This is a genomic window from Tenacibaculum pacificus, from assembly GCF_027941775.1.
Classification (GTDB): domain Bacteria; phylum Bacteroidota; class Bacteroidia; order Flavobacteriales; family Flavobacteriaceae; genus Polaribacter; species Polaribacter pacificus_A.
The window spans coordinates 2,136,382-2,160,661 of sequence record NZ_CP115917.1 but is presented as its reverse complement, the minus strand read 5'-3'; the positions used below and the strand labels follow the sequence as shown (position 1 = coordinate 2,160,661).

General features: G+C 28.5%; 26 protein-coding genes and 1 tRNA gene. 18 read left to right on the top strand and 9 right to left on the bottom strand.

Features of this window, described 5'->3' with window-relative positions; all coding sequences use genetic code 11:
- The first annotated feature begins 3 nt into the window (after window positions 1–3).
- The 8 genes from PG913_RS09820 (at window position 4) to PG913_RS09785 (ending at window position 8,359) form a co-directional block, all read left to right on the top strand.
- Window positions 4–1,443: a TonB-dependent receptor domain-containing protein gene (locus PG913_RS09820; protein WP_271230557.1), complete on the top strand. Its 1,440-nt coding sequence runs from the start codon at window positions 4–6 to the stop codon at window positions 1,441–1,443.
- Window positions 1,444–1,508: 65 nt separating this feature from the next.
- Window positions 1,509–2,624: a C1 family peptidase gene (locus PG913_RS09815; protein WP_271230556.1), complete on the top strand. Its 1,116-nt coding sequence runs from the start codon at window positions 1,509–1,511 to the stop codon at window positions 2,622–2,624.
- Between the two features lie 114 nt (window positions 2,625–2,738).
- Window positions 2,739–4,184, top strand: coding sequence for a DUF389 domain-containing protein (locus tag PG913_RS09810; RefSeq protein ID WP_271230555.1), 1,446 nt, complete (start codon window positions 2,739–2,741; stop codon window positions 4,182–4,184).
- 251 nt (window positions 4,185–4,435) lie between these two features.
- Window positions 4,436–4,735, top strand: coding sequence for a response regulator (locus PG913_RS09805; RefSeq protein ID WP_271230554.1), 300 nt, complete (start codon window positions 4,436–4,438; stop codon window positions 4,733–4,735).
- On the top strand, window positions 4,732–5,625 hold the full coding sequence (locus PG913_RS09800) for a hypothetical protein (RefSeq protein ID WP_271230553.1): 894 nt from the start codon (window positions 4,732–4,734) through the stop codon (window positions 5,623–5,625). The genes PG913_RS09805 and PG913_RS09800 overlap by 4 nt, the downstream gene beginning before the upstream one ends.
- Window positions 5,626–5,756: 131 nt before the next feature.
- Window positions 5,757–6,734 (top strand): glycosyltransferase family 2 protein, encoded by a 978-nt coding sequence (locus tag PG913_RS09795; protein WP_333780820.1) that lies wholly within the window; start codon window positions 5,757–5,759, stop codon window positions 6,732–6,734.
- Window positions 6,692–7,081: a hypothetical protein gene (locus PG913_RS09790; RefSeq protein ID WP_271230552.1), complete on the top strand. Its 390-nt coding sequence runs from the start codon at window positions 6,692–6,694 to the stop codon at window positions 7,079–7,081. The genes PG913_RS09795 and PG913_RS09790 overlap by 43 nt, the downstream gene beginning before the upstream one ends.
- Before the next feature lie 9 nt (window positions 7,082–7,090).
- Window positions 7,091–8,359 (top strand): YaiO family outer membrane beta-barrel protein, encoded by a 1,269-nt coding sequence (locus tag PG913_RS09785; RefSeq protein ID WP_271230551.1) that lies wholly within the window; start codon window positions 7,091–7,093, stop codon window positions 8,357–8,359.
- Between the two features lie 146 nt (window positions 8,360–8,505).
- On the opposite strand, the gene PG913_RS09780 is transcribed toward PG913_RS09785, so the two are convergent.
- From PG913_RS09780 to pdxH, 4 genes are all read right to left on the bottom strand, one after another.
- A complete protein-coding gene (locus PG913_RS09780) occupies window positions 8,506–10,590 on the bottom strand; it encodes an OmpA family protein (protein ID WP_271230550.1) in 2,085 nt (694 codons plus the stop codon).
- A gap of 118 nt (window positions 10,591–10,708) precedes the next feature.
- The gene (locus PG913_RS09775; RefSeq protein WP_271232159.1) at window positions 10,709–11,605 is read right to left on the bottom strand and encodes a Ppx/GppA phosphatase family protein; all 897 of its coding nucleotides are present in this window, start codon (window positions 11,603–11,605) and stop codon (window positions 10,709–10,711) included.
- Window positions 11,606–11,613: 8 nt separating this feature from the next.
- Window positions 11,614–12,102, bottom strand: a complete 489-nt coding sequence (locus PG913_RS09770) for a SixA phosphatase family protein (RefSeq protein WP_271230549.1) — start codon at window positions 12,100–12,102, stop codon at window positions 11,614–11,616.
- 29 nt (window positions 12,103–12,131) lie between these two features.
- The gene (gene pdxH / locus PG913_RS09765) at window positions 12,132–12,779 is read right to left on the bottom strand and encodes a pyridoxamine 5'-phosphate oxidase (RefSeq protein ID WP_271230548.1); all 648 of its coding nucleotides are present in this window, start codon (window positions 12,777–12,779) and stop codon (window positions 12,132–12,134) included.
- Between the two features lie 359 nt (window positions 12,780–13,138).
- Here pdxH and PG913_RS09760 point away from each other — a divergent pair, with 359 nt between their 5' ends.
- On the top strand, window positions 13,139–13,558 hold the full coding sequence (locus PG913_RS09760; protein WP_271230547.1) for a DUF2141 domain-containing protein: 420 nt from the start codon (window positions 13,139–13,141) through the stop codon (window positions 13,556–13,558).
- Between the two features lie 87 nt (window positions 13,559–13,645).
- Complete coding sequence (locus tag PG913_RS09755) at window positions 13,646–14,308, top strand: HAD family hydrolase (RefSeq protein ID WP_271230546.1); 663 nt, start codon at window positions 13,646–13,648, stop codon at window positions 14,306–14,308.
- A gap of 171 nt (window positions 14,309–14,479) precedes the next feature.
- Here the strand turns inward: PG913_RS09755 and PG913_RS09750 are convergent, their stop codons facing one another.
- Complete coding sequence (locus PG913_RS09750) at window positions 14,480–14,899, bottom strand: nucleoside-diphosphate kinase (protein ID WP_271230545.1); 420 nt, start codon at window positions 14,897–14,899, stop codon at window positions 14,480–14,482.
- A 94-nt stretch (window positions 14,900–14,993) separates the two neighbouring features.
- Between PG913_RS09750 and PG913_RS09745 the strand changes: the two genes are divergently transcribed.
- The 6 genes from PG913_RS09745 to PG913_RS09720 all read left to right on the top strand — a co-directional run bounded on the left by PG913_RS09745 (window position 14,994) and on the right by PG913_RS09720 (window position 20,256).
- Entirely contained in the window at window positions 14,994–16,022 is a 1,029-nt protein-coding gene (locus PG913_RS09745; RefSeq protein WP_271230544.1) for a DHH family phosphoesterase, read from the top strand.
- The gene (gene gldI / locus PG913_RS09740) at window positions 16,012–16,536 is read left to right on the top strand and encodes a gliding motility-associated peptidyl-prolyl isomerase GldI (protein WP_271230543.1); all 525 of its coding nucleotides are present in this window, start codon (window positions 16,012–16,014) and stop codon (window positions 16,534–16,536) included. The genes PG913_RS09745 and gldI overlap by 11 nt, the downstream gene beginning before the upstream one ends.
- A 13-nt stretch (window positions 16,537–16,549) precedes the next feature.
- Window positions 16,550–17,329: an FKBP-type peptidyl-prolyl cis-trans isomerase gene (locus PG913_RS09735; protein WP_271230542.1), complete on the top strand. Its 780-nt coding sequence runs from the start codon at window positions 16,550–16,552 to the stop codon at window positions 17,327–17,329.
- Window positions 17,330–17,402: 73 nt separating this feature from the next.
- Entirely contained in the window at window positions 17,403–18,431 is a 1,029-nt protein-coding gene (locus tag PG913_RS09730) for a peptidylprolyl isomerase (protein WP_271230541.1), read from the top strand.
- 4 nt (window positions 18,432–18,435) lie between these two features.
- The gene (locus PG913_RS09725; RefSeq protein WP_271230540.1) at window positions 18,436–18,993 is read left to right on the top strand and encodes a phosphatase PAP2 family protein; all 558 of its coding nucleotides are present in this window, start codon (window positions 18,436–18,438) and stop codon (window positions 18,991–18,993) included.
- Window positions 18,994–19,359: 366 nt separating this feature from the next.
- Entirely contained in the window at window positions 19,360–20,256 is an 897-nt protein-coding gene (locus tag PG913_RS09720; protein WP_271230539.1) for a hypothetical protein, read from the top strand.
- An 83-nt stretch (window positions 20,257–20,339) separates the two neighbouring features.
- Here PG913_RS09720 and PG913_RS09715 read toward each other — a convergent pair whose 3' ends face one another.
- From PG913_RS09715 to PG913_RS09705, 3 genes are read right to left on the bottom strand one after another with little or no spacing between them, the layout of a single operon-like run.
- Window positions 20,340–20,762 carry a DUF2147 domain-containing protein gene (locus tag PG913_RS09715; RefSeq protein WP_271230538.1) on the bottom strand — a complete coding sequence of 141 codons (423 nt, stop codon included), beginning with the start codon at window positions 20,760–20,762 and terminating at the stop codon, window positions 20,340–20,342.
- 34 nt (window positions 20,763–20,796) lie between these two features.
- The gene (locus PG913_RS09710) at window positions 20,797–21,324 is read right to left on the bottom strand and encodes a KdsC family phosphatase (protein WP_271230537.1); all 528 of its coding nucleotides are present in this window, start codon (window positions 21,322–21,324) and stop codon (window positions 20,797–20,799) included.
- A complete protein-coding gene (locus PG913_RS09705) occupies window positions 21,308–22,066 on the bottom strand; it encodes a Rossmann-like and DUF2520 domain-containing protein (protein WP_271230536.1) in 759 nt (252 codons plus the stop codon). The genes PG913_RS09710 and PG913_RS09705 overlap by 17 nt, the downstream gene beginning before the upstream one ends.
- Window positions 22,067–22,182: 116 nt before the next feature.
- On the opposite strand from PG913_RS09705, the gene bshB1 reads away from it, so the two are divergent.
- Window positions 22,183–22,899 (top strand): bacillithiol biosynthesis deacetylase BshB1, encoded by a 717-nt coding sequence (bshB1, locus tag PG913_RS09700; RefSeq protein ID WP_271230535.1) that lies wholly within the window; start codon window positions 22,183–22,185, stop codon window positions 22,897–22,899.
- A 66-nt stretch (window positions 22,900–22,965) separates the two neighbouring features.
- A tRNA-His gene (locus PG913_RS09695) sits at window positions 22,966–23,041 on the top strand.
- A 76-nt stretch (window positions 23,042–23,117) separates the two neighbouring features.
- On the opposite strand, the gene PG913_RS09690 is transcribed toward PG913_RS09695, so the two are convergent.
- Complete coding sequence (locus PG913_RS09690) at window positions 23,118–24,008, bottom strand: lysophospholipid acyltransferase family protein (protein ID WP_271232158.1); 891 nt, start codon at window positions 24,006–24,008, stop codon at window positions 23,118–23,120.
- Window positions 24,009–24,280 lie beyond the last annotated feature (272 nt).

The following is a 24,280-nucleotide window of genomic DNA, read 5'->3' as shown; positions in this document are numbered from 1 at the left end:
AAATTGAATGAATCTGTAAATGATGACATAACAGATGAAGATATTTTAAAAAGAAATAATATTGTTTTAAATACTGTTCCTGTAAATAGTCAATGGAATTATACGGTTGGTGCTAGTTATAAATATTTTGCTGAAAAATCGACACATTTAGTCGTTTTAAGTAGAAATGAGCTGAAAAATACCGCTGAAAAATATTTTTTAAATAAACAAGTACCAGCAAATTTATTGTTAGATTATAGTTCTAAAGAAATAGAAACTAAATTTAGATACGAAAATAATTTTAGCACTTCAAATAATTATAAAGTCAATATAGGTACAAACATAGAAACGGCTACTTATTTAAATAATACGTATCGAAAAGTCGCAAATTCTCAAGCAGTTTTTGAAGATACTTTTAATTCGGATATCAATTTTATTAAATATGGTGTTTTTGGTCAGATATCAAAAGAATATTTAAATAATAAATTAGGTGTTTCTTTCGGATTTAGAATTGATGGTGTTGATTATAATAAAGAAATGAAAAATTCATTCAATCAATTTTCGCCAAGGCTTTCATTAAATTATAGCTTAAATGATAAAATGAGTTTAAGTTCATCGGTAGGGCGTTATTATCAATTACCGTCTTATACTGTTTTAGGGTTTAAAGATAATTCAGGAGAATTTATCAACAAAAAAGGATTAAAATATATACAGTCAGACCATTTTGTAAGTGGATTATCATACAAACCAAATACGAGTTCTAAAATTACTTTTGAAGGATTTTATAAAGCATATGATAATTATCCATTTTCAGTAAGAAATCAAATTAGTTTGGCAAATTTAGGAGCTGATTTTGGTGTTGTAGGAAATGAAGAAGTGGTTTCTAATTCAAAAGGACGCGCTTATGGTTTTGAGGTTTTGGCTCAAAAAAAATCATTTAATGGTTTATACGGATTAGCCTCATATACTTTTGTAAGAAGTGAATTTAAAGATGCTTTAGGAAGTTATATTCCTTCTACTTGGGATAATAAACATCTTTTAACAATAACGGCAGGAAAAAAATTAAAGAAAAATTGGGAAATAGGAACTAAATTTAGATTAGTTGGAGGAAGACCTTACACGCCTTATGATAGAAAAGCGTCATCATTAAAAACTAATTATGATGTTGTAAATGGAGCTATTTTAGATTTTTCAAGATTAAATGAAAAACGTTTTGATACATACACACAATTAGATTTAAGAGTTGATAAAACATGGTTTTTAAAGAAAGTAGCTATTAATTTATATGTTGATATTCAGAATGTTTACGCTAGTAGTGCTAGTGAGCAACCTTTTTTATTACCAATAGAAGATGCTGACGGAAGAGTTTCAAATCCTAATGATTCATCAAGATATATTTTAGAAGAAATAGAAAGCACATCGGGTAATGTTTTACCAAGAATTGGAGTGATTGTAGATTTTTAATATGTCTAAATTTTTAATATTCTGTTAAAAAATAGTAAATTGCTCGTCTAACTTAAATTTATTCCATGAAAAACTTGTTTATCGGAGCCGCTTTTTGCTTTTTAAGTATCGGTTCAATTACAGCTCAACAATACAAATTCAAAACAGTAGAAGACGTAGAAAGTACTCAGGTAAAAAGTCAAGGAAGTACAGGTACTTGCTGGAGTTTTTCAACAACTTCATTTTTAGAATCGGAAGTTATAAGATTAACAGGTAAAAATATTGATTTATCAGAAATGTATACGGTTCGTAATACGTATTCAGAAAAAGCAAATAATTATTTATATCGTCAAGGAAAAGCACAATTTAGTCAAGGAGGTTTAGCACACGATGTAATTAATTCGGTAGCAAATTACGGGTTAGCTCCTGAGCAAGTTTTTTCAGGTTTAGATGCTGGTCAAGATAGACATAATCATGCAGAGGTTGTTGAAGTTTTAAAATCGATGTTAAACGCTTACATTAAAAATCCAGCTAAAGAGTTAAGCCCTAGATGGAAAAAAGCAACAGAAAGTGTTTTAGATGTTTATTTAGGAGAAAATAAAAAAACATTTAATTTTGATGGAGCTAGTTATACTCCAAAAAGTTTTGCAGAACACATCAAAATTAACCCTGAAAATTATGTTTCATTAACTTCTTTTCAGCGTGCAAAAATGTATGATGAATTTGTATTGAATATTCCTGATAATTTTTCAAACGGGGCATTTCATAATGTTTCATTAGATGAATTAGTTTCAGTAACAGAAAATGCTATTAAAAAAGGATATACAATTGCTTTAGATTGTGATGTTTCTGAAAAAACATTTTCATCAAAAAATGGTATTGCAATTATTCCTGCTAGCAGTTCAGAAGGTAAAAAAGGTTTAACTGAATTAGTTAAAGAAAAGAATATTACACCAAGTTTTCGTCAATCAGAATTTGAAAACTTTAATACTACGGATGATCATTTAATGCACATTGTCGGATTAATGAAAGATCAGAAAGGAAATAAGTATTTCAAAGTAAAAAATTCTTGGGGTTCAAAAGTAGGAAATAAAGGATATATTTATATGTCTGTCCCTTATTTTAAATTAAAAACAATTTCTGTATTATTACATAAAGATGGAGTTTCAAAAGGTTTAAAAAAGAAACTAAACATTAAGTAACTTTTATTTTAAAATTATAAATAAAAAGCTCGAAGATATTTCTTCGAGCTTTTTTGTTTTTATAAAATAAAGCGAAATTTTGTATCTTTCCTGCGTTATAAAAAATAAATATATATGGAAGAAAAGATAAATAAAGATAAAAATGTAGCGGAGTCTAAACAGGCTGTTCATGAGGATGCAAAAGGTTTATGGGAAAGTTTTAAAAAGTTTTTGGTAGAGCTGTTAGATTTTCGTGATGATACGGATCAAGAAGCAACTATTGAAGCGATAAAAGTAGATATTCCTTTTAAAGGTGCTACAGCTTGGATTTTAATTTGTTCAATATTCGTTGCATCTATTGGTTTAAATGCAAATTCAACAGCTGTTGTTATTGGAGCGATGTTAATATCTCCATTAATGGGACCTATTTTAGGAATAGGAATGTCGTTGGCTATTAATGATATTGACACCTTAAAAAAATCAATGGTAAATTTAGCAACCATGATTGTTTTAAGTTTATTAACAGCATTTTTGTTTTTCTTTTTGTTTCCTTTAAAAGAAGAAACATCAGAATTATTAGGTAGAGTAAAACCTGATATTAGAGATGTATTAATTGCTTTTTTTGGTGGTTTAGCTTTAATTATAGCACGTACAAAAAAAGGAACAATAGCATCGGTAATTTTTGGAGTTGCAATTGCTACGGCATTAATGCCACCTTTATGTACAGCTGGGTATGGTTTGGCTATTGGTAATTTTGATTACTTTTTTGGCGCAATGTATCTGTTTACTATTAATACTATTTTTATCGCATTAGCTACTTTTGTAGTATTGAAATTATTAGGATTTACAATGATTCGTTATGTGAATTCTGAAAAAAGAAAAAGAATAGCACAAATTGCTTCTTTTGTTGCTTTTTTAGTAATGGTTCCTGCAATATTTACTTTTGTTAGTGTTTATAAAGAGAGTGTTGTTAAAGCTAATTATGATAAATTTTTAAAAGATGAAGTATTTGCTAATAAAGATTTATGGTTACAGCGAGAAAATATAGATAAGAAAAGTAAAAAAATCAGCTTGTTTTTTAATGGTGATGTAACAGATGCTACAGAAACTTTTTTAAGAAATGAATTAAAAACATATCCTAAATTAGATGTTTACGAGTTAGTTGTAAATGAAAATAAAGCACGTAGTGTAGATAGAGTAGTTGATGCTTATGATAGAGCAATTGTTGATTTAGATGAAAAAGATAATATTATTAAAGGATTACAAAGAGAAATACAAGACTTACAAAAAACTATTTCAACATTAAATAATAGTATAGAACAAGAGGCTTTAAATAGAGATAAAAATACTGTACCATTTAGTAAAATAGCAAAAGAAGCTAAAATTAGGTTTAATGATATTAAAGCTATTAGTTTTTCTAAAAGATTATCTTCAAAAGACTTTATTAAGATTGATACTATTCCAGAATTATCAGTTAAATGGAGTTCTAAAATTTCTGATTCAATAATTAAGGTCAAAGAAAAAGAACTTAAAAATTGGTTGCAAAAAGAACTTAAAATAGAAATAAATTTAGTTAAATAGTCTTTCTTTTTACATAAAATTAATGTTTTATTAATGAATGTTCCTATTTAATTTAAAGTTAAATAGGAATATTTGCATGTCTAAAAATTACTGTTTTATACTTGATATAATTGGTTTGAATTATATCAAGTATAAATTTCTAGTGCTTTTTAAATAAAAGTTCCCCTTTTATTTTTGAATTTAATAAAACTAAAAAATAGTTTTCACTTTATTTAATAAGACATTGAAAAAGAGTATTTTAATAGTAAATAATGATGTTATCATCAGTAAACACTATTTTTAAAATTACTAATTCATATGATGAAACAGTAACAACGCTTAAAGATAATAAATACGATCTTATTATTACTGATGCAGCAATGAAAGGTAGTTTTACTTTTCAATATTTAGAAGACTTAAAAAAAATGGCGAATGAATCACCCATTGTTGTAATGTCTGAAATAGATCAAGATGTTATTGTACATCTTGCTAAAAAAATAGGAATCAATGATTTTATTTCTTTTCCTTTTACTTCTTTAGATATCCAAAAATCGATTAATTGTTATTTATGAGTGTCTTTAATATCCTATGTATTATTGTAGCTGTTTTATCTTTTTTACTTGTTTTATTATGGGGTTTTATTATCTTTTTTATAAAAGAAAAAAAAGTTCATGCTAAAAATAAAATAAAATTTGAAAAAGAATTTTTAGAAGGAATTATTTCCGTTTATTCAAATGTTGAAATAAAAGAAACTGAAAAGAAGCTTAAAAGTTTAAAAAAACACCTAAAAAAAGATTCAGAATATCTTTGGAGATCAGCAGCTATATTTGTTAAATTTAATCGTGTTGTAAAGTTTTCTAAGAAGAAGAAATTTCAAAAAATTTTTAAATATTTACGAGTAAATAATATACTTGCTAAAAAAATGCTTAGCAAAAATTGGTATGTTAAAGCTAAAGCAATATGGTTATCTTATGAATTTGAGTTAGAAAAAAACATTAAAATAATTAGTCGTTATAAAGATGATGAAAACACTTTAGTACGACGTGAAGCACAAATAGCAATTGTTAGTTTTTTAGGGTGGAGGAGCTTATCTTTTTTTCCTTATATAACTAAAAAAATTTCATTGTGGCAACAAATCAGAATTATTGAAAAGTTAGCACAAACCAAAGATGAGTTAGATTTCGCTTATTTAAATAAGGCATTGGCTTCTGAAAATAAAAGTGTAATAGAATTAATAATCAGAATTATAAAAAACTTTAGGTTAGAACAGTATAAATCTTATGTTACAGAGCAACTTTTTTCGAATAATTATAAGTTAATAAATATAGCTGTTGAAACCTTAAGAGTTTTAGAAACATCTGTTGATGAAATCAAAACAATTGAAGTTGAATTTTTAAATAAAAGTAATAATACTACTATGAAAGTAGAAGAGTATACTAGTTTATCTTCTGCAGTGTATTAAAGTTAAAAATAAGCTTAGTTTATGGATTATTTTGTTAGAAGTAGTATTGAATACTTCTTTTTTATTTACGGTGTTTTAATTTTTTTTATTTATTTCTTATTAATTTTTTTAGCATCAAAAGCTATTAAAAAATCAAAAAAAAGGCTACTTTTTTAAACGTTCATTATATTAAAGGTTCTCATGATTTACCTTCTATAAGTTTAATAGCACCTGCTTACAATGAAGGAAAAACAATTATAACAAATGTAACATCATTATTGTCGATACAATATCCGTTCTATGAATTAATCATAGTAAATGACGGAAGTAGTGATGATTCTATGAGTCAATTAATAAATGTTTTTAATTTAATTGAAATTCCTTTTAAAAAAAATACAACAGGAATATCATGTGAAGAAATTAAAACAATTTATAAAAGTTCAATTCCAAAATATGTTAATTTAACAGTAGTAGATAAACTAAATGGAGGGCGTTCTGATGCTATTAATTGTGGGATAATTTTCGCAAAATCAGACTTGGTATTATGTACTGATGCTGATTGTATTATAGAACAAGATGCTTTATTAAAAATGGTGCGTCCTTATATTCAAGCTACAGAAAGAGAAGTAATAGCGAGTGGTGGTATTATTGGTTTAGCAAATGATTCTGTAATTAAAAATGGTATTCTTAAAGAGGTAAAAATGCCTAAAAAAATGTTACCACGTATACAAATAGTCGAATATATTAGAGCTTTTTTATTAGGTCGTATGGCTTGGGGACACATTAATGGTTTGATGCTAGTTTCAGGAGCTTTTGGCTTGTATTCTAGGCATCGATTACTTGAAGTTGGTGGACTTGACAAAGATACTATTGGTGAAGATTTAGAGCTGTGTATACGATTACGAAAACATATGGAAGACTTAAAAGAACCATATAAGGGGTTGTTTATATTCCTGAAGTTTTATGTTGGACAGAGGCTCCTCCTGATTTTAAAATTTACATTTCACAGTGAGATCGTTGGGCGCGTGGCTTATGGGAAACAATGTATAAACATAGAAAGTTATTTTTCAATAAAAAATATGGTAATATGGGGAAGTTCTTTTTTCCGTATTGGGTTTTCTTTGAATTAGGAGTTCCTATAGTAGAATTTTTAGGGATGCTATATATAATATATTATATAGTTAATGATTTTATTTATTGGCCAGTTGTAATTCTTTTGGCTATAGCTGTTTATTTATTAGGATGTTTATTTTCTACTGTTGCTATATTAATGTATTCGATACACTATAAGCATTACTCAAAACCAAAAATGATTTTACAATTATTAATAGCCTCTTATGTAGAGTCTTTTTATAGTCATCCTGTAATGTTATATGCGCAGTTAAAAGGTTTTTTTAAGAAGATATTTAAAATAGATACAGGTTGGGGAACAATGTCTAGAGAAGGTTTTAATGAAGAAGAAAACCAAGAAAGTTAAAATATACGAATGATGATATTTGATAAAGAGATTGTGTTTTTTAGAAAAATAATAACTGTTTTTTGTTTATTTTATTTAACGATAATTCAAGCACAAGATATTTCGGTAAATGTAGATTCTTTATATTATAAAGCTAATAATTTATACAAAAATAAAGAATATAATAAAGCATTTTCAATAGTAAATAAGGCGCTTAATATAGCTCCTGAATATATTGATATTCGTGTTTTACGTATAAGAATATCTCAACAGTTACAAGATTTAAATTCATCAAAAAAAGATTTATTAAAACTTTTATCTTTAGATAAATCTGAAGATTATAAAAGATTTGTATTTAATCAGCTAAATAAAATTGAAACGACTAAAAGACTCACCGATTTTATTAATGAAGTTGATGTGTTTTATAAGAATAATTCTGATTTTGATTTATTTGTTGCCGAATCTTATTTTCGATTTAAAGACATTCGAAGTACTAGAAATGTAATGTATAAAATAAGTAAGCGTCTATTAAATGATAAACAAAAATATAGATATCGTTTACTTCTTAAAAAAATCAATAAGAATCAGATAGGTGTTTATTACGATATAACTACTTTTAAAAAAGAATACTCAACTCAAAAAACGTGGCATACTACTCAATTAGAATACATGAATTTTATAGGGATGCATTCAGTAGGAGTACGTGTAACTCATAGCAAACGTTTTATTGATGATGCATTTTTATATGAGCTAGAATCGTATCCTGTATTTAATCAAAAAACATATGGATTTGTTAATGTTAGTGGTTCTTCTAAATCAGATTTTTTTCAAAATTTAGGGATAAAATCATCAATATATTATACTGTTTTAAAGTGGCTTGAGGTTGAAGCTGGTTTTCGTTATTTAAGTTATAATACAGATGATTTTACATCTTATGTAATTGGAGTTACTTCTTATCAAAATAAATTTTATTTAAATGCTCGTGTATTTATTGGACCCAAAATAGGTGATGATTTTATACAGAATTATCAAGCAAATATTCGTTATTATTATAAAAGTGCCGAAGATTATTTATTTTTAAGAGTAGGAACAGGTATTTCTCCTGATGAATCGTCAAGATTTACACAGGTTATACCTAATCCAGATTTAAATTCTTATTATATAAATTTAGGAGCTACAAAATCAGTAGGTCATAATTATAACGTATCAGTAAGGCTTGGTTATTTAACAGAAGAACTTAGTAATAATAGAGTAGGGAATCAATTACAAGCAAATATTGGATTAAAATATCGTTTTTGATAAAACTACGGAAAATCAGGATGCGAAACTGAAATAAATTTAGTTTGACAGATTCGATTTTTTAGCGATAAAAAACTATTTTAAAAGCAAAAAACCGAGCATAAGCTCGGTTTTTTTTATTTATTTTTTAGAAGTAATATTCAGAATTATTTCTGATTAATAACTCTAAAAGTTGTTCTACGGTTAGCAGCGTGCTCACGTTCTGTACAAGAAACACCATCAGCACATCTGTTAGTTAATTTACTTTCACCATAACCGTTAGCAGTTAATTGACTAGCATTAACTCCTTTAGAGATTAAATAGTTTACAACTGATCTTGCTCTTTTTTCAGATAAAGATTGGTTGTTTACATTACTACCTCTTGCATCTGTATGAGATTCAACAGCTGCAGCTACACCAGTTTTTAAAATTGGTAATAACCTAGTATCAATTAAACGTTTAGCACCAGAAGTTAATGTTGAACTACCTAAGTTCCAGTTAATTGGTAACAGAGTATTTTCAACTAATTTACATTCAACTTCTTTCCAAGATGTTAATCCACCTTTAGAAACTAATACTTCTTGACTAATTGATTTATATTTAGCAGCTACAGGAATTTCTTCTTTCCAAGCATCTTTTACTAAAACAGTTTTCTTTAAAGTTCTATAAACAGCTTTTCCTTTAATCTCTTTAGATGTAGGAGGAGTAGCCATTACAGTTTTCTGTAATGTAGTAGTTACTTCAGGAATATCAATAACTTTAGTTGTAGTAACCGCAGGAATAACTCTTGCAATTGTAGTAGTTACTTCAGGAATGGCAATAACTCTTGTAGTTGGAGGAGTTACCATTACTCTTTTCTTAATAATTTTTGTTACCTCAGGAATAGCTATTGTTCTAGTTGATGGAGGAGTTACCATAACTGTTTTCTTAACTATTTTAGTTATTTCAGGAATTTCAACAACTCTAGTTGTTTCAGGAGTAATAACAGTTCTTTTTACTGTTTGAGTTACTTCAGGAATAGCTATAGTTCTAGTTGAAGGAGGAGTTGTCATAACTCTTTTCTTGATAACTTTAGTTATAGCAGGAACATCAATAGCTCTAGTTGTAGGAGGAGTTACCATAACTCTTTTCTTAATAACTTTAGTTACTTCAGGGATATCAACAACTCTAGTCGTAGGAGGTGTTTTAACAACTCTTTTTGTATAAGTAGCATTACCACATCCATTAGGAGAAGTACTTTCATTACACTCAGGAGTAGAAACAACAGCAGCATCTTTACCTAAAACAGTTTTATTAATTGTTTGGTATTGTGCAGGTACTTCTTTATAACACCAGTAACGACAGTCGTTAGGGTCAGAAGATTCACAATCAGGTGCTTTTTCGCTCATTTGCCATCTAGCAGATTTTGCTTTAATTTCAATAGTTTCACTATCGTTATTAAATGAAGCAGGTATAACACTTAATTTAGAACCGTAATCTCTTTTCTTGTAAGAAATAGTTTCAGTTCCGTAAACAGCAGGAACTACAACTAAACGCTGAGAAGCTTCTTTTACCATTACAGTAACATCACGCATTTCATATTTAGCAGGTACAACTTCAATACGTTGAGATGCTTCTTTAACAGTAACAACAACATCACGCATTTCATATTTAGCTGGAACAATTTCTAAACGTTGAGCAGCTTCTTTAACAACAATTGATTCAGTTACAACACTTGATTTAGCAGGTATCTTAACTAAACGTTGACTAGCTTCTCTAGTAACAACAACAACATCTCTTGTTTCGTATTTAGCTGGAACAATTTCTAAACGTTGAGAAGCTTCTTTAGTAACAACAACAACATCACGCATTTCATATTTAGCTGGAACTAATTGTAATCTTTGTGATGCTTCTTTTGTTACTATAGTTTCTGTAGCAGAAGAAGGTTTAGATAAAGCTCTTTCAATACGCTGACTAGCTTCTTTACTAACAACAGAATATGTTTCAGTTGTGTATTTAGCTGGTACAATAACCAATTTCTGACTTCCTTCGTCAACTAAAACGCTTTCAGTTACAGATTTGTACTCAGTTGGATGTGTAACAATTCTTTTATAGGCTGGCGCTATTTCAATAGTTACATCTTGGTTTTTCCATACTTCTGGAGTTTTACAACGTACATAACATTTTCCGGGTTCTGCATTTGTCGGCAAATCTTGTGCCGAGGCAGTGAAGTAGAAAGCTAATAAAGCTCCCGTTAATAGTAGTTTTTTCATAATAAGTAAAATTTTTTTAAAGATTATTAGTTTGTTATGTGACACACAACATAATTGAAAGTCACATATAAACAAATATAACATTTTTTAAGAAGTCTTAAAGCTATGTTAAAGTTAATTATAGGTTGTTGAAATATAAGCTTTTAATGATACCATCTGATAGTCCTATTTTAGGTACAAATATTTTTCTAGCACCACTCCATTTCATTGCAGAAAGGTATATTTTAGTTGCAGGAACAATAACATCAGCTCTATCAGGGTTTAAACTTAACTCAGAAATTCGATCTTTATAAGTCATATTTTTTAAAAATTGATACTGTGCATTTAAATAAATATAAGAGATTGGTTTTCCAACTTCTCTACCTGACATTTTAAATATTTTATTAATATTTCCACCAGAACCAATAAGAGAAATTCGTTTGTAGTTTTTAGTATTCTCTTCAACCCATTCTTGTACTTCTTTAAAAATAATATTGTTTTCTGTTTTTTTATTATTAATTAATCGAACAGTACCTATTTTAAAAGACTTTGATTTTACAATTCTACCTTTTGAAAATAAGGTAAACTCTGTACTACCACCACCAACATCAACATAAAGATAGGTTGATTCCGATTTAATTAAGTGGTGTAAATCTGTAGAGAAAATAATAGCAGCTTCTTTTTTACCGTTAATAACATCAATTTGAATTTCGGTTTCTTTAAAAATAGTGTCTATAACTTCCGTTCCATTTTCAGCTTCCCTCATAGCTGAGGTAGCGCATGCTTTATATTTTTCAACACCGTGAACTTTCATTATCAGTTTAAAAGCAGCCATAGCATCAACCATTCGATCGATATTTTCTTTTGATATTATACCAGAAACAAAGGAGTCACTACCTAAACGAATTGGAACTCGTACTAGAGATGATTTTTTAAATAAAGGTTCTTTGTCTTTTTGCTCAATAACATTTGATATTAAGAGTCTTACGGCATTAGAACCAATATCTATAGCGCCATATTTTTTAATTTTCAAAATATATAATTTTATCTATGATTTTTAGGGAAATCTACTAAAATAGTGTTTCCCTTTTTTAAGTTTTTCCAATGATTATCTTTAAACTGAATACCAATAATTCCGCAGGTAGGTACGTGTAATATTGGTTTATCACCAAATTTATTTACAAAAGTATTAATGCCATGATCGTGACTAAATATAATTGCACTATCAAAATTATCATCTAAAGCATTTACTACTTTTACTAAATATCCATCACTAAAATTATATAATTGACGTTTTATCTGCAGGTTAGAAAGCGGATATTTAAAGTTATCACAAAATATAATAGCAGTATGTAAAGCTCTATTAGCACTACTAGAAACAAAAACATCTGGCCTTATAATTTCTTTAGCTAAATATTTTGAGAAAAGATGTGCGTCATTAATACCACGTTCTTTTAAAGGTCTATCGATATCTTCTATACCTTCGTATAACCAAGATGATTTTGCGTGACGAACAATATAAAGTGTTTTCATTTAATTTTAAAGATATGTAAATATGTAATTTAAGGAGCTAAACGTTCCATTTTCCAAGAGAAATCTTCTTCTAAAGTATATCTTATACGATCATGCATTCTGTTAGGTCGTCCTTGCCAAAATTCAATTGAAATAGGTTTTACAATAAATCCGCCCCAATGTGGTGGACGTGTAATTTCTTTTCCTTCAAATTTATCAGAGGTTTCTTTTAATTGTGTATCAAGTTGTTTACGAGAGTTAACGGTCTCACTTTGGTTAGATGCCCAAGCACCTAATTTACTTCCATCTGGTCTTGACTCAAAATATCCATCTGATAAATTCTCAGCTAATTTCTCGGCTTTTCCTTTAATGATTATTTGTTGTTCTAAGCCTGCCCAAAAAAAAGATAAACAAACATTACCGTTATTAAGTATTGCTTTTCCTTTTTCTGAATTGTAATTTGTGTAAAAAATAAACCCTTCCCAAGTATATTTTTTTAATAATACAATTCTGTTTTTAGGAAAACCATCTAAACCTATTGATGAAACATTCATGGCGTTACTTTCAACAACCATTTCTGATGCATCAGCAGCAAAAAACCAATCTCTAAATAATTCAATAGGGTTTTCAGGACAGTTACTTTTTAGCAACTCTTTTTTTTCGTATGATTTTCTATAATTACTTAAATCGTGTGACATTATTATTTTTTATACTATGTAAAAATACATTTTTTATCAAATATTTAAACGATTTCAATAGAAAATTTAGAAAGAATAGTAAAGAAATATTAACATTACATAGGGATATCCGCTTATTAGTGTTAAAGTTTATGATAAAAAATAGTTAACTATTAATTTTATAAAGTTAAGTAGGTATTTTTACGTTAAGTTTTAAAATGATAGTGATTTATGGATATAAAATACGAATAGAATTAATCATTTTTTATTTATATTAAAGCAGTATGAAAAACTTTTTTGATAGAAAATATTTTAAATAGCGTTTTAATGTTAAAAATAAATAAAGTCTAAATATTTAAATTATTAATAAAAATAAAATTATGGAGAAAATTATTTTAACAGGAATATTTATTATAATCGGAATTTTAAATGGAATAAGTCAAGAAAAACACACGGTTACATTGCATTTTAAAGGAATGAAATCAGATAAAGGTAGTTTATACATTGCTATTTATAATAAAGAGGATCGTTTTTTAAAAGAACCTTTAAAAGGAAGTATTATAAAAATTATTGATAAAAAAGCAAGGGTAGTATTAAAAGATATTACAGTAGGAACGTATGCAGTTTCGGCTTTTAATGATGTAAATGATAACAAGAAAATGGATACTAATTTTATAGGTATTCCTAAAGAACCAATTGGTATTTCTAATGATGCCAAAGGTTTTATGGGACCTCCAAAATATAAAGATGCAAAATTTAAAGTTTCTGAAAATGTAGTATTAACAATTAATGTAAAGTAATACAGTTATTGAACAAAATGTCAATATAAATAGTCTTTTCTCTGAGGTCAAATGGTTATTTTTGCAAGACAATACAAACTAAATACTATGGCTTTAAAAGCAGTTTTATTCGATATGGATGGTGTAATTGTTGATACCGAACCGTTACACAAACAAGCATATTTTTTAATGTTTGATAAAGTAGAAATTAAAGTTTCTCAAGAGCTTTATAATTCTTACACAGGACAATCAACTTTAGAAATTTGCAAAGATTTAGTAGCTAAATTTAATTTAACTATTGATGCTACCGAATTAGTAAATTATAAACGTGCTTTTTTTAAAGAATTATTTTTTTCTGATAAAAATGATTTACAGTTATTATCGGGAGTTTTAGATTTAATTAAAGATTATTATAATAATGGCGTTACCTTAGTTTTGGCTTCTTCGGCATCGATGGTTACTATTGATAACGTTTTTAATAAATTCGATTTAAATAAATATTTTAAAGGAAAAATTAGTGGTGCAGATTTAAAAGCATCAAAACCACATCCTGAAATTTTTTTAAAAGCAGCCGATATTGCTGGTTTCGATAAAAAAGAATGTTTAGTAATTGAAGATTCGACAAACGGAATAAAAGCCGCTTACGATGGTGGAATTTATTGTGTTGCTTATAAAAGCGAACATTCTAAAGCGCAAGATTATTCGTTAGCTCAAAAAGTAATTGCAGATTATAATGAAATAAAATACGACTTAGTAAAAGATGTTGTGTAGTTTTTTAGCCCCGATTGAAGCAATTGTTTGAGCTCTTTTTTGTTTTTTTCTTTTAAAAAAATAAAAAAAGCGAGTGCGGAAAGCGGGAAATAGCTTCAAAAAAATAATTATAAAAAAAACTCGTTACAATAAATGTAGCGAGTTTTTATATATTTAAAAAGAATGTTGGTCTTAAAACATTTCTCTTCCAGAAAAATGAAAAGCACCTTCGATAGCAGCATTTTCATCAGAATCAGATCCGTGAACAGCGTTTTCACCGATAGAAGTAGCAAACATTTTACGGATTGTTCCTTCAGCAGCTTCAGCAGGATTAGTAGCACCGATTAAAGTTCTAAAATCTTCAACAGCGTTGTCTTTTTCTAAGATAGCAGCCACAATAGGACCACGAGTCATAAATTCAACTAATTCTCCGAAAAAAGGACGTTCGTTGTGCACAGCATAAAAAGCTTCTGCATCACTTTTAGTCATTTGCGTTTTTTTCAAAGCTACGATTCTAAAACCTGCAGCATTAATTTTGTCTAAAATTGCTCCAGTGTGTCCGTTTTCAACACCATCTGGTTTAATCATCGTAAAAGTTCTATTTGTAGCCATTCTAAAATTTATTTAATAGTTATACGTGTGAGTGTCACACAAAATCGGCGCGAAAATACATAATTTTTTTAATTAATTTGTATCTTCGCAGGATATGATTTTAAAACACTTTACAGAACTAAAAGAATCTTTATTACAACCTAAAAACATTGTAATAATAGGTCATAGAAATCCTGATGGAGATGCAGTTGGCTCAACCTTAGGATTGAAACATTATCTTGATAAAAAAGGACACACCACTCAAGTAGTGATGCCAAATGAATATCCTGATTTTTTACATTGGATACCAGGCTCTGAAAACGTACTTCGTTTTGATCGCCAAAATAAACAAAGTCATCGTGCTTTAGATAATTCAGATTTAATTTTCTTATTAGATTTTAATGCATTGCACAGAGTTGGTGGCGATATGCAAAAAACCTTAGAAAAATATGAAAATGATTTTGCTTTGATAGATCATCATCAGCAACCTGATGATTTCGAATATATGTATTCTGATACTTCAATGTCGTCAACTTGTCAAATGGTTTATAATTTTATCGAAATGATGGGCGATGTTGCCTTGATTGATAAAAATATTGCGACCTGTTTATATACAGGTATTATGACAGATACAGGCTCTTTCCGTTTTAGATCGACCACAAGTACGACACACCGTATTATTGCCGATTTAATAGACAAAGGTGCCGAAAATGATAAAATTCATAGTAATGTTCTTGATGCTAATTCGTACAGTCGTTTACTTTTATTAGGACAAGCATTAAGTAATATGAAATTGTATCCTGAATATAAAACCGCTTTTATTACTTTATCAGAAGAAGAAAAGAAAAAATTTAATTACGAAAAAGGAGATACCGAAGGCGTTGTAAATTATGCACTTTCTTTAAAAGGAATCGTATTTGCAGCTATTTTTATTGAAGATAAAGAGCAAGGTATTATTAAAATGTCGCTTCGTAGTAAAGGAAAATTTTCTGTAAATCAGTTTGCAAGAAATCATTTTGATGGTGGTGGACGTGATAATGCCGCTGGTGGAAAAAGTGATGTTTCTATGGAAGATACTATTGCAACTTTTACAGCGTTATTACCTACTTACGAAAAAGAATTAGCAGCGTCTTATGAAATGTAATCTTATTTTTTTCTTATTGATTATTTTAACGGTAGTTTCTTGTAAAGATACCGAAGCTAGAAGACCAAAAAAACAAGGTACTGTTAACTTTTATAAAGAAGTAGTCAAGAAAAATAAAAAGTTAAATGCTTTAGAAAAAAAGCGTTTAGAAAATTGGATTTCTAAAGATACTGTTCATACATATAAAGCTTCTAAAAATGGATTCTGGTACAGATATGTTGTAAAAGATTCGGTAAATTTAGTACAACCAAAGGCTAAAAGTAGTGTGTTGATATCTTATGATATTTCAGATATACACGGAAATATTATTTATCAGAAGCAAGAAAAAACGTATAAAGTAGATCAAGAAGATTTTATTCCTGCATTACAAGATGGAATAAAGTTGATGAAAAAGGGTGAAATTATTACATTTGTCATTCCATCATATAGGGCTTTTGGTGTTATAGGCGATGGAGAAAAAATTATGGTAAATCAACCTATACAAAGTACAGTAACATTAATTGAAATTAAATAACAAATAAATAAAAATGAAATTAATTAAAGCTTTAGCAGCAACAGTTGTAACATTATCAGTTGTATCATGTGGTAATAGTCAGTTTAAAACCAAAAGTTCATTAGCTACAGAGGTAGATTCGGTAAGCTACGGTATAGGTTTAGATATGGCTAATAAAATTAAAATGAATTTTGAAGATTTAGATCAAGATTTATTTGTTCAAGGGTTTAAAAATGGAATGGATTCTACAAATCTTTTGCTTGACTCTAAGGATATTAATGGGATTTTAAGATCATTTTTTCAGAAGAAACAACAAGAAAAAATGAAAGAACAACAAGCAGCACAAGCTAAAAAAGCATCTGCTGAGTTCGGAGATTATAAAAAAGAAGGTGAAAAATTCTTAGCTGAAAACAAATTAAAACCAGGTGTAAAAACAACTGCTACAGGTTTACAATACCTTGTTTTAAAAGAAGGTAAAGGAGCTGTGCCAACAGCAAGTTCAAAAGTTAAAGTTCATTATCATGGTACGTTAACTGACGGAACTGTTTTTGATAGTTCTGTTGATAGAGGAACACCAAGTGAATTTGGAGTTGGTCAAGTTATTAAAGGTTGGACTGAAGGGTTACAATTAATGAAAACAGGAGCAAAATATAAATTCTTTATTCCTCAAGATTTAGCATACGGAGCAACACCAAGATCAGGAGGTAAAATTAAACCCTTTGCAGCTTTAGTTTTTGAAGTAGAGTTACTTGATGTAACACAACAAGGTCTAGGAGCGGGACACTCAAAAGGAGATGGACACGGACATAGATAAAAAATAAAAGACATCAATATAAAGTTGGTGTCTTTCACTTTAAATATTAAACCAAATGAAGTTTTTAAAATATTTGATAGTACTGACGTTAATTATTTCATCATGTAAATCAGTTAAATATCCTGACTTAGAAAATGGATTGTATGCAGATATACAAACCAATCGTGGAGATATTTTAATTAGATTACATGCAAAAGAAGTTCCAATGACAGTGGCTAACTTTGTATCGTTAGCTGAAGGAGATAATCCTAAAGTAGCGGATTCTTTAAAAGGAAAACCTTATTATGATAATACCAAATTTCATAGAGTAATTAAAGACTTTATGGTGCAAGGAGGTGATATTACAGGTACAGGTAGAGGTAATGCTGGTTATAAATTTGGCGATGAATTTCCTATGAATGAAAAAGGAGAATTAATTTATAAACATGATGCTCCAGGAATATTGTCTATGGCAAATTCAGGAAAAGCTAGTAATTCTAGTCAGTTTTTTATTACTCATAAAGCGACTCCTTGGTTAAATGGTAAGCATTCAATTTTTGGAAAAGTATTAGAAGGACAAAATGTAGTTGATACCATTCAACAGAACGATTATATTAATGTCGTAGATATCATTAGAATCGGTAAAGAAGCTAAAAAGTTTAAAGCAGCAACTGTTTTTGAATACGAATTAACCAACGTAGTAAAGAAAGAAGCCGAACGTAAAGAGGTATTAGCTGAATTAAAACGTAAATTTCAAGAAGAAAAAGGAATTAATAAGGCTGTTAAAACTAATTCTGGATTAAAAATATTAAAATTAAAAGAAGGAACAGGTAAAAAGGTAAATCCTGCAATACCTACAACAGTTCATTATACATTGTATTTAACTGATGGAAAAAAAATAGATTCTAGTTTAGATAAAAAAGCGCCTTTTACTTTTACGCTTAACGACCCTAACATACCTTTAATTGGAGGTTGGAAAGAAGGTGTAAAAACTATGAAAGAAGGTGATAAATCAATATTTTTTATTCCTTATTATTTAGGTTATGGAGAAAGCGGTTTAGGTCCAATTGCTCCAAAATCTGATTTAATTTTCGAAATTGAAGTATTAAAAGTAGGGAAGTAGTTTTATGGAAGATATCATACAAAAAGACCAACAACTTCTTATCTATTTAAATAATTTAGGAAGTGAACAATGGGATTGGCTTTGGTTAGGAATTACAAATCAGTTTAATTGGATTCCTTTATTTATATTTTTAATATTCTTGCTTTTTAAACATCTTGGCTGGAAAAAAGCAGTGTTTACATTGTTATTCATAGCTATTTTAATTACTTTTTCTGACCAATTAACAAATGCGATTAGACGTACTTTTGAAAGGTTAAGACCAAATAATAATCTGGCAATACAAGATTCGTTAAGAACATTAATAAATCCGCAGAATTATAGTTTTGTGTCTGGTCGTACAACTACATCTACGGTTATTACGGTTTTTTTAATCATGCTTTTAAGAAAATATGTGCCATCTATTAAATATTTGGTGTTGTTTCCACTAATTTTTGCATATAGTAGATTGTACTTAGGAGTTCATTTTCCTATTGATATACTTTGTGGTTTTATAAACGGATTAACAATAGGTTATTTAGCGGCTAAATTATATCAGTTTTTATCAAATAAAATATTTCGTTAATTTTTCATCAGAAGAAATTTTCATCTTTTGATATTTACTATCGATTAAAAAACTATCCATTTTTAAATAAATGTGATAGTTTTTTTTTGAAGCAATTTCCCGCTTTCCGCACTCGCTTTTTTTATTTTTTCGAAAAGAAAAAAACAAAAAAGAGCTCAAACAATTGCTTCAATCGGGGCTAGGCATTTTACTATATTTATAAATTTTAGTTACTTGTTTAATTAAAAAAATCAACTAATAAAAACATTAGTAAAATAGTTCAAAAAGTAGTAATTTTATCGGTCTGAAAAAACCTAGTTATAAATGGTATAGCAGTTGTACAATCTGAGAGTTAAAGAGATAGCGATTGTATGAAAAATTTAATATATGGAAATGATGACAGCATATGATTTTGAACTAAATCTTGAATTAAAAGGTACTAAAAATCCATCAGAAGTATTTAATCATTTATCTGGTTTTTATGATAAATTACTCGTTTTAGATAGACATATCGTTTACAATATTTCTGTAGATGCTAAAGTTGATTATGATTTAGTTGATATTCAATTTGAATCTGTTGCCACTAAAATTAAGCAAATACTAGTAAATACACCGGGTGATTATCCGAAAGAAGGTGTAAAGCCAACCAATTGGTTAGGTGATTTATTGGTGTATGTAAAATATAAAACTTTAAAAGCGATAGAATTACAACAGATATCATCAAAAGCAGGTTTAGATAAGCTTACCAATGAAATCAACAGAAAAATAAAAAAAGAAACACCAAGTCATTTATTGTTTTTTTCGGTGAATAACTATTACATTTTAAATACCGTTAAAGAAATTAGTGTACAAACAAGTAAGTTAAAAAGAGGCGAATATTTTTGTTTTAAAAGTGGACGAAATAAAGCAAAGCTAACTAATAAAAGTTTTGTAGATGTTCCTAAAATTTTAAATGAATTAGGGGATGCAAGTATAGCACAAGAAAGAGTTGAGGTTTTAAAGATAAAAACAATGGATTTATTATCAGATAGTTCTTGTTGGAAATTGAAAAGAGAAGGCATACCTATTGACGTTAAAATTACAGATGAGGCTTGGTTAGATGATTATCATAACAGAAAAGTTGTAATTCAACCAAATGATTATTTGAAGTTTAATTTAAAGATAATTCATACAACTTCGTCTAGTATGCAAAAACCAAGAGTTACTTATGAAGCAACAAAAATAATAACGGTAATTCCGCCAAGTCATATAGAAAATCATGGGCAATTAGAAATTCCTTATTAATTTTTTATATTAGTTATATATCAAAAAAAACTCCAGAGAAACCGAATTTCTTTGGAGTTTTTTTATTAGAAAATAGTTGTATTTTATTTTTTTCGACACCAATAAGCAGTTCTACCAAAGGCAACAAAACCAAAATATCCACGAATTTTTAATTTATTTTCGTTTTCAAGTGTAATATAACATTTGTATTCTTTACCATTTTTAACATCTACGATAGTACCACCGATCCATTGATTACCTTCTTTTTTTAATCCAGATAAAATAGTCATATTTAAAATAGGCATATTTTTACGCTCTCCTTTACATTTATCACAGACAGCACCTTGTCTATCTTTATGTGTGATTTTAATTATTTTACCAAAAGCTAGTCCATCTTTTTCGTAGATTTCAATAACAGAATTCACTCTGTTTTCTTCTTCATCCCAGTTTTCCCATTTTCCAAAAACAGATTGAGCGTTAATTGATAAGTTGCTGATAATTAAAAGTGTAAAAAGTATCTTTTTCATTTGTGTAATTTTTATAGAAATTTAATATTATTAATTAATCGTATTGAGCATCAAAATTTTCTACCCATTTTCCTTGTACTCTTAATACTTGCTCTAAGACATCACGAGCGCAACCTTCTCCGCCATTTTTATCAGAAATATATTTAGATACTTGTTGAATTTCTCTAACAGCATCATTCGGGCAACATGGCATACCAACTAATTTCATTACAGGATAATCAGGAATATCATCACCCATATATAATACGTTTTCTGGCTTTAAATCATATTTACTGATGATTTCATTAAATTGCTTAATTTTATCATGAGCACCTAAGTAAATATCAGAAATACCTAAATTAGCCAAGCGAGTACGTACGCCTTCATTTTTTCCTCCAGAAATAATACATACTCTAAAACCTGCTTTTACGGCTGCTTTTAAGGCGTATCCATCTTTAATATTCATTTGACGTACTAATTCACCATTAGGGAAGACGGTAACAATTCCGTTTGTTAATACACCGTCTACATCAAAAATAAAAGTATTTATTTGAGGTAGTATTTCTTTATAGCTTTTTTCCATTTTTTTGTATTGATTTTGTTATAAGTTTATAAATATCTTGTTGTTCTTTATTTAGTAATTCTAAATGATTTTGAATTGTTTTTTTGTCGTTTCTTTTTGCTGGACCAGTTTGTGCTTTTTCGGGAGTTAATTTCTGAATTTTTTTAGCAGTTTCTTCAATTAAAGGATGTAAAATTTCAAAAGGAACTTCATGTTCTCTACAAATATCATCACCAATTTTATATAAATGATTGGTGAAATTATTAACAAAAACCGCTGATAAATGTATTGCTTTTCGCTGTTGAGAGTTAATTGGATATGTTTTTTTTCCTATTGATTTAGCTAATTTATTTAAACGATTAAAATCTTCGTTGTTTTCGGCTTCTAAGCAAAATGGAATTTTATCAAAAACAACTTCTTTATCCTTAGAAAAACTTTGTAATAGATAGAAGACGCCTTTTCGTCCGTTATTTTTTAACGAATTTAAAGAAACACTTCCTGAAGTATGAACAACCAAACTATGTTCCTTCTTTATTTTTGACGAAACTTCAGAAATAGCATCATCAGATACTGCAATGATATAAATATCAGCATCCACTAATAAAGTTATATCATCAGTTATATCAACCTGTTTTTTTAACGATTCAAGTTGCTGTATGTTTCTAGCATACATTTGTACCAAAGAAATTTCTTTCGTTTTAGAAAAAGCATTGGCTAAATGTAAGGCGACATTTCCGCCTCCTATAATAACAATTCTAATCATAGCGACGAAGATATTGAATTTATGTTATAGTGATTCGGGTATTAAAAAAAAGAGAATTATAAAACAAGAATGGTTTATTACTAGTTTTGTAAATTAGCCTATCAAAATAAAGAAACATGAAGTTAGATATATTAGCATTTGGAGCGCATCCCGATGACGTAGAGTTAGGTTGTGGTGCTACAATTGCGAAAGAAATATCGTTTGGTAAAAAAGTAGGGATTGTAGATTTAACTAGGGGAGAGCTTGGTACAAGAGGTTCTGCGAAGTTAAGAGATATAGAAGCAACAAATGCCGCTAATATTTTAGGTGTTTCTCTGCGTGAAAATTTAGGGTTTTCCGATGGTTTTTTTAAAAATGATAAAGAACATCAATTGGAGGTTATAAAAATGATTCGTAAATATAAACCAGATATTGTATTATGTAATGCTATTGATGATAGACATATTGATCATCCTAAAGGAAGTGATTTAGTATCGAATGCTTGTTTTTTAAGTGGGTTATTAAAAATTGAAACATCGATAGATGGAGTTAATCAAGAAAAGTGGCGACCTAAGTTGGTGTATCATTATATACAGTGGAAAAATATTGAGCCAGATTTTGTGGTAGATGTTACAGGTTTTATGGAAAAAAAGGAAAAATCGGTATTAGCATACGCTTCTCAATTTTTTAATCCGAACAGTAATGAGCCTGAAACACCAATTACAAGTAAGAATTTTACGGATAGTATAAATTATAGAGCAAAAGATTTAGGTAGGTTGATTGGTGTCGATTTTGCAGAGGGCTTTACATCAGAACGTTATGTTGCTGTTGAGAAAATAAGTGAATTAATTTAAAAAAAAACTTCAAAAAAAGTTTGGTGGAACAGTAAAAGAGTTATATATTTGCACTCGCAATTAAATGGTGGTTGTAGCTCAGTTGGTTAGAGTATCGGTTTGTGGTACCGAGGGTCGCGGGTTCGAATCCCGTCTTCCACCCAAAAATTAAATCCTTCTTTTTAAGAAGGATTTTTTTGTACGTAAAATTTAAAATTAAATCAAAAAAAGCATCGAAATTAATTTCGATGCTTTTTAGTCTTTTCTAACCACTCGTTATATTTTCCTTTATGTTTAAAACGTTTATGAGACCATAAATAACATTCGGGTTGTGCTTTTATATTTCTTTCGGTTACTTCTAAAAATTTATCAGTAATTTGATTTTTGTCAAAATCTTTAGCATTGTCGGTTATTAATTCAAATGTTGTTTCAAAGTAACCTCTTTTAATTTTAGTAGTATTCATGTTGATAACTACTAAATCATATTTTTTGGCTAATACTTCCGCACCTGTGTGTACAGGAACTTTTTCATTTAAAAAATTAGTCCAATATCTTGCTCTGTGTAGTTGAGGTGATTGGTCGCTAAGTAGTATGTATAAACTTTGTATGCCTTTTGCTTGTCTTTCGTTTATTCTTTTATTGAATAATTGACTAGGAACTCCATCAAAACCGTATTTACGTCTCGAGCTTTTTATTACTTTTTCAAAATAAGGATTCTGTAATTTTGTATAAGCTCCGTAGCAACTAATATTTAAATGTTGAGGTAGGGCAAATACCCATTCCCAATTTGCTTGATGCGCACCTAATAGAACAATGCTTTTTCCTTGTTTGGCGTAGTTGTTAATTAATGATGCATTTGTGTATTTGTAGCGTTTGTCTATTTCTTTTTTACTGATAGAAAAAGCTTTAATACTCTCAAAAATTAAATCAACAAAATGTTTAAAGAATTTTTTAGATATTTTGTTTATTTCACTCTCATTTTTAGTTGGAAAAGCTATTTTTATATTAGCTTCAACTACTTTTTTTCGGTAGCCAACAATATAATATAAAATTAAGAAAAAGAAATCAGAAAAAATATACAAGATACGCATTGGTAATCTTGAAGATACCCAAATAAAAGGATATACAATTGCGAAACTTAAAAACTTACATGTGTTAAATTTTAAAAATGCAAATATCGTATTAAATTACGAATCATTTACTTTTGATTATTAGCTTTTTCAAAAGCTGTTATTTTAAAAATTTATTATCTTTACGTTTAAAATTTAAACTTTATGAAAAATTATTTACTCTTGTTTTTTGTTTTATTTTTAATGTATTAAATGTACTGATGAAGGGGTGTGTACTTGTACATATGAATCACAAGGATGGAATGGTGGACAAATAGTGAATCAAAATAGCT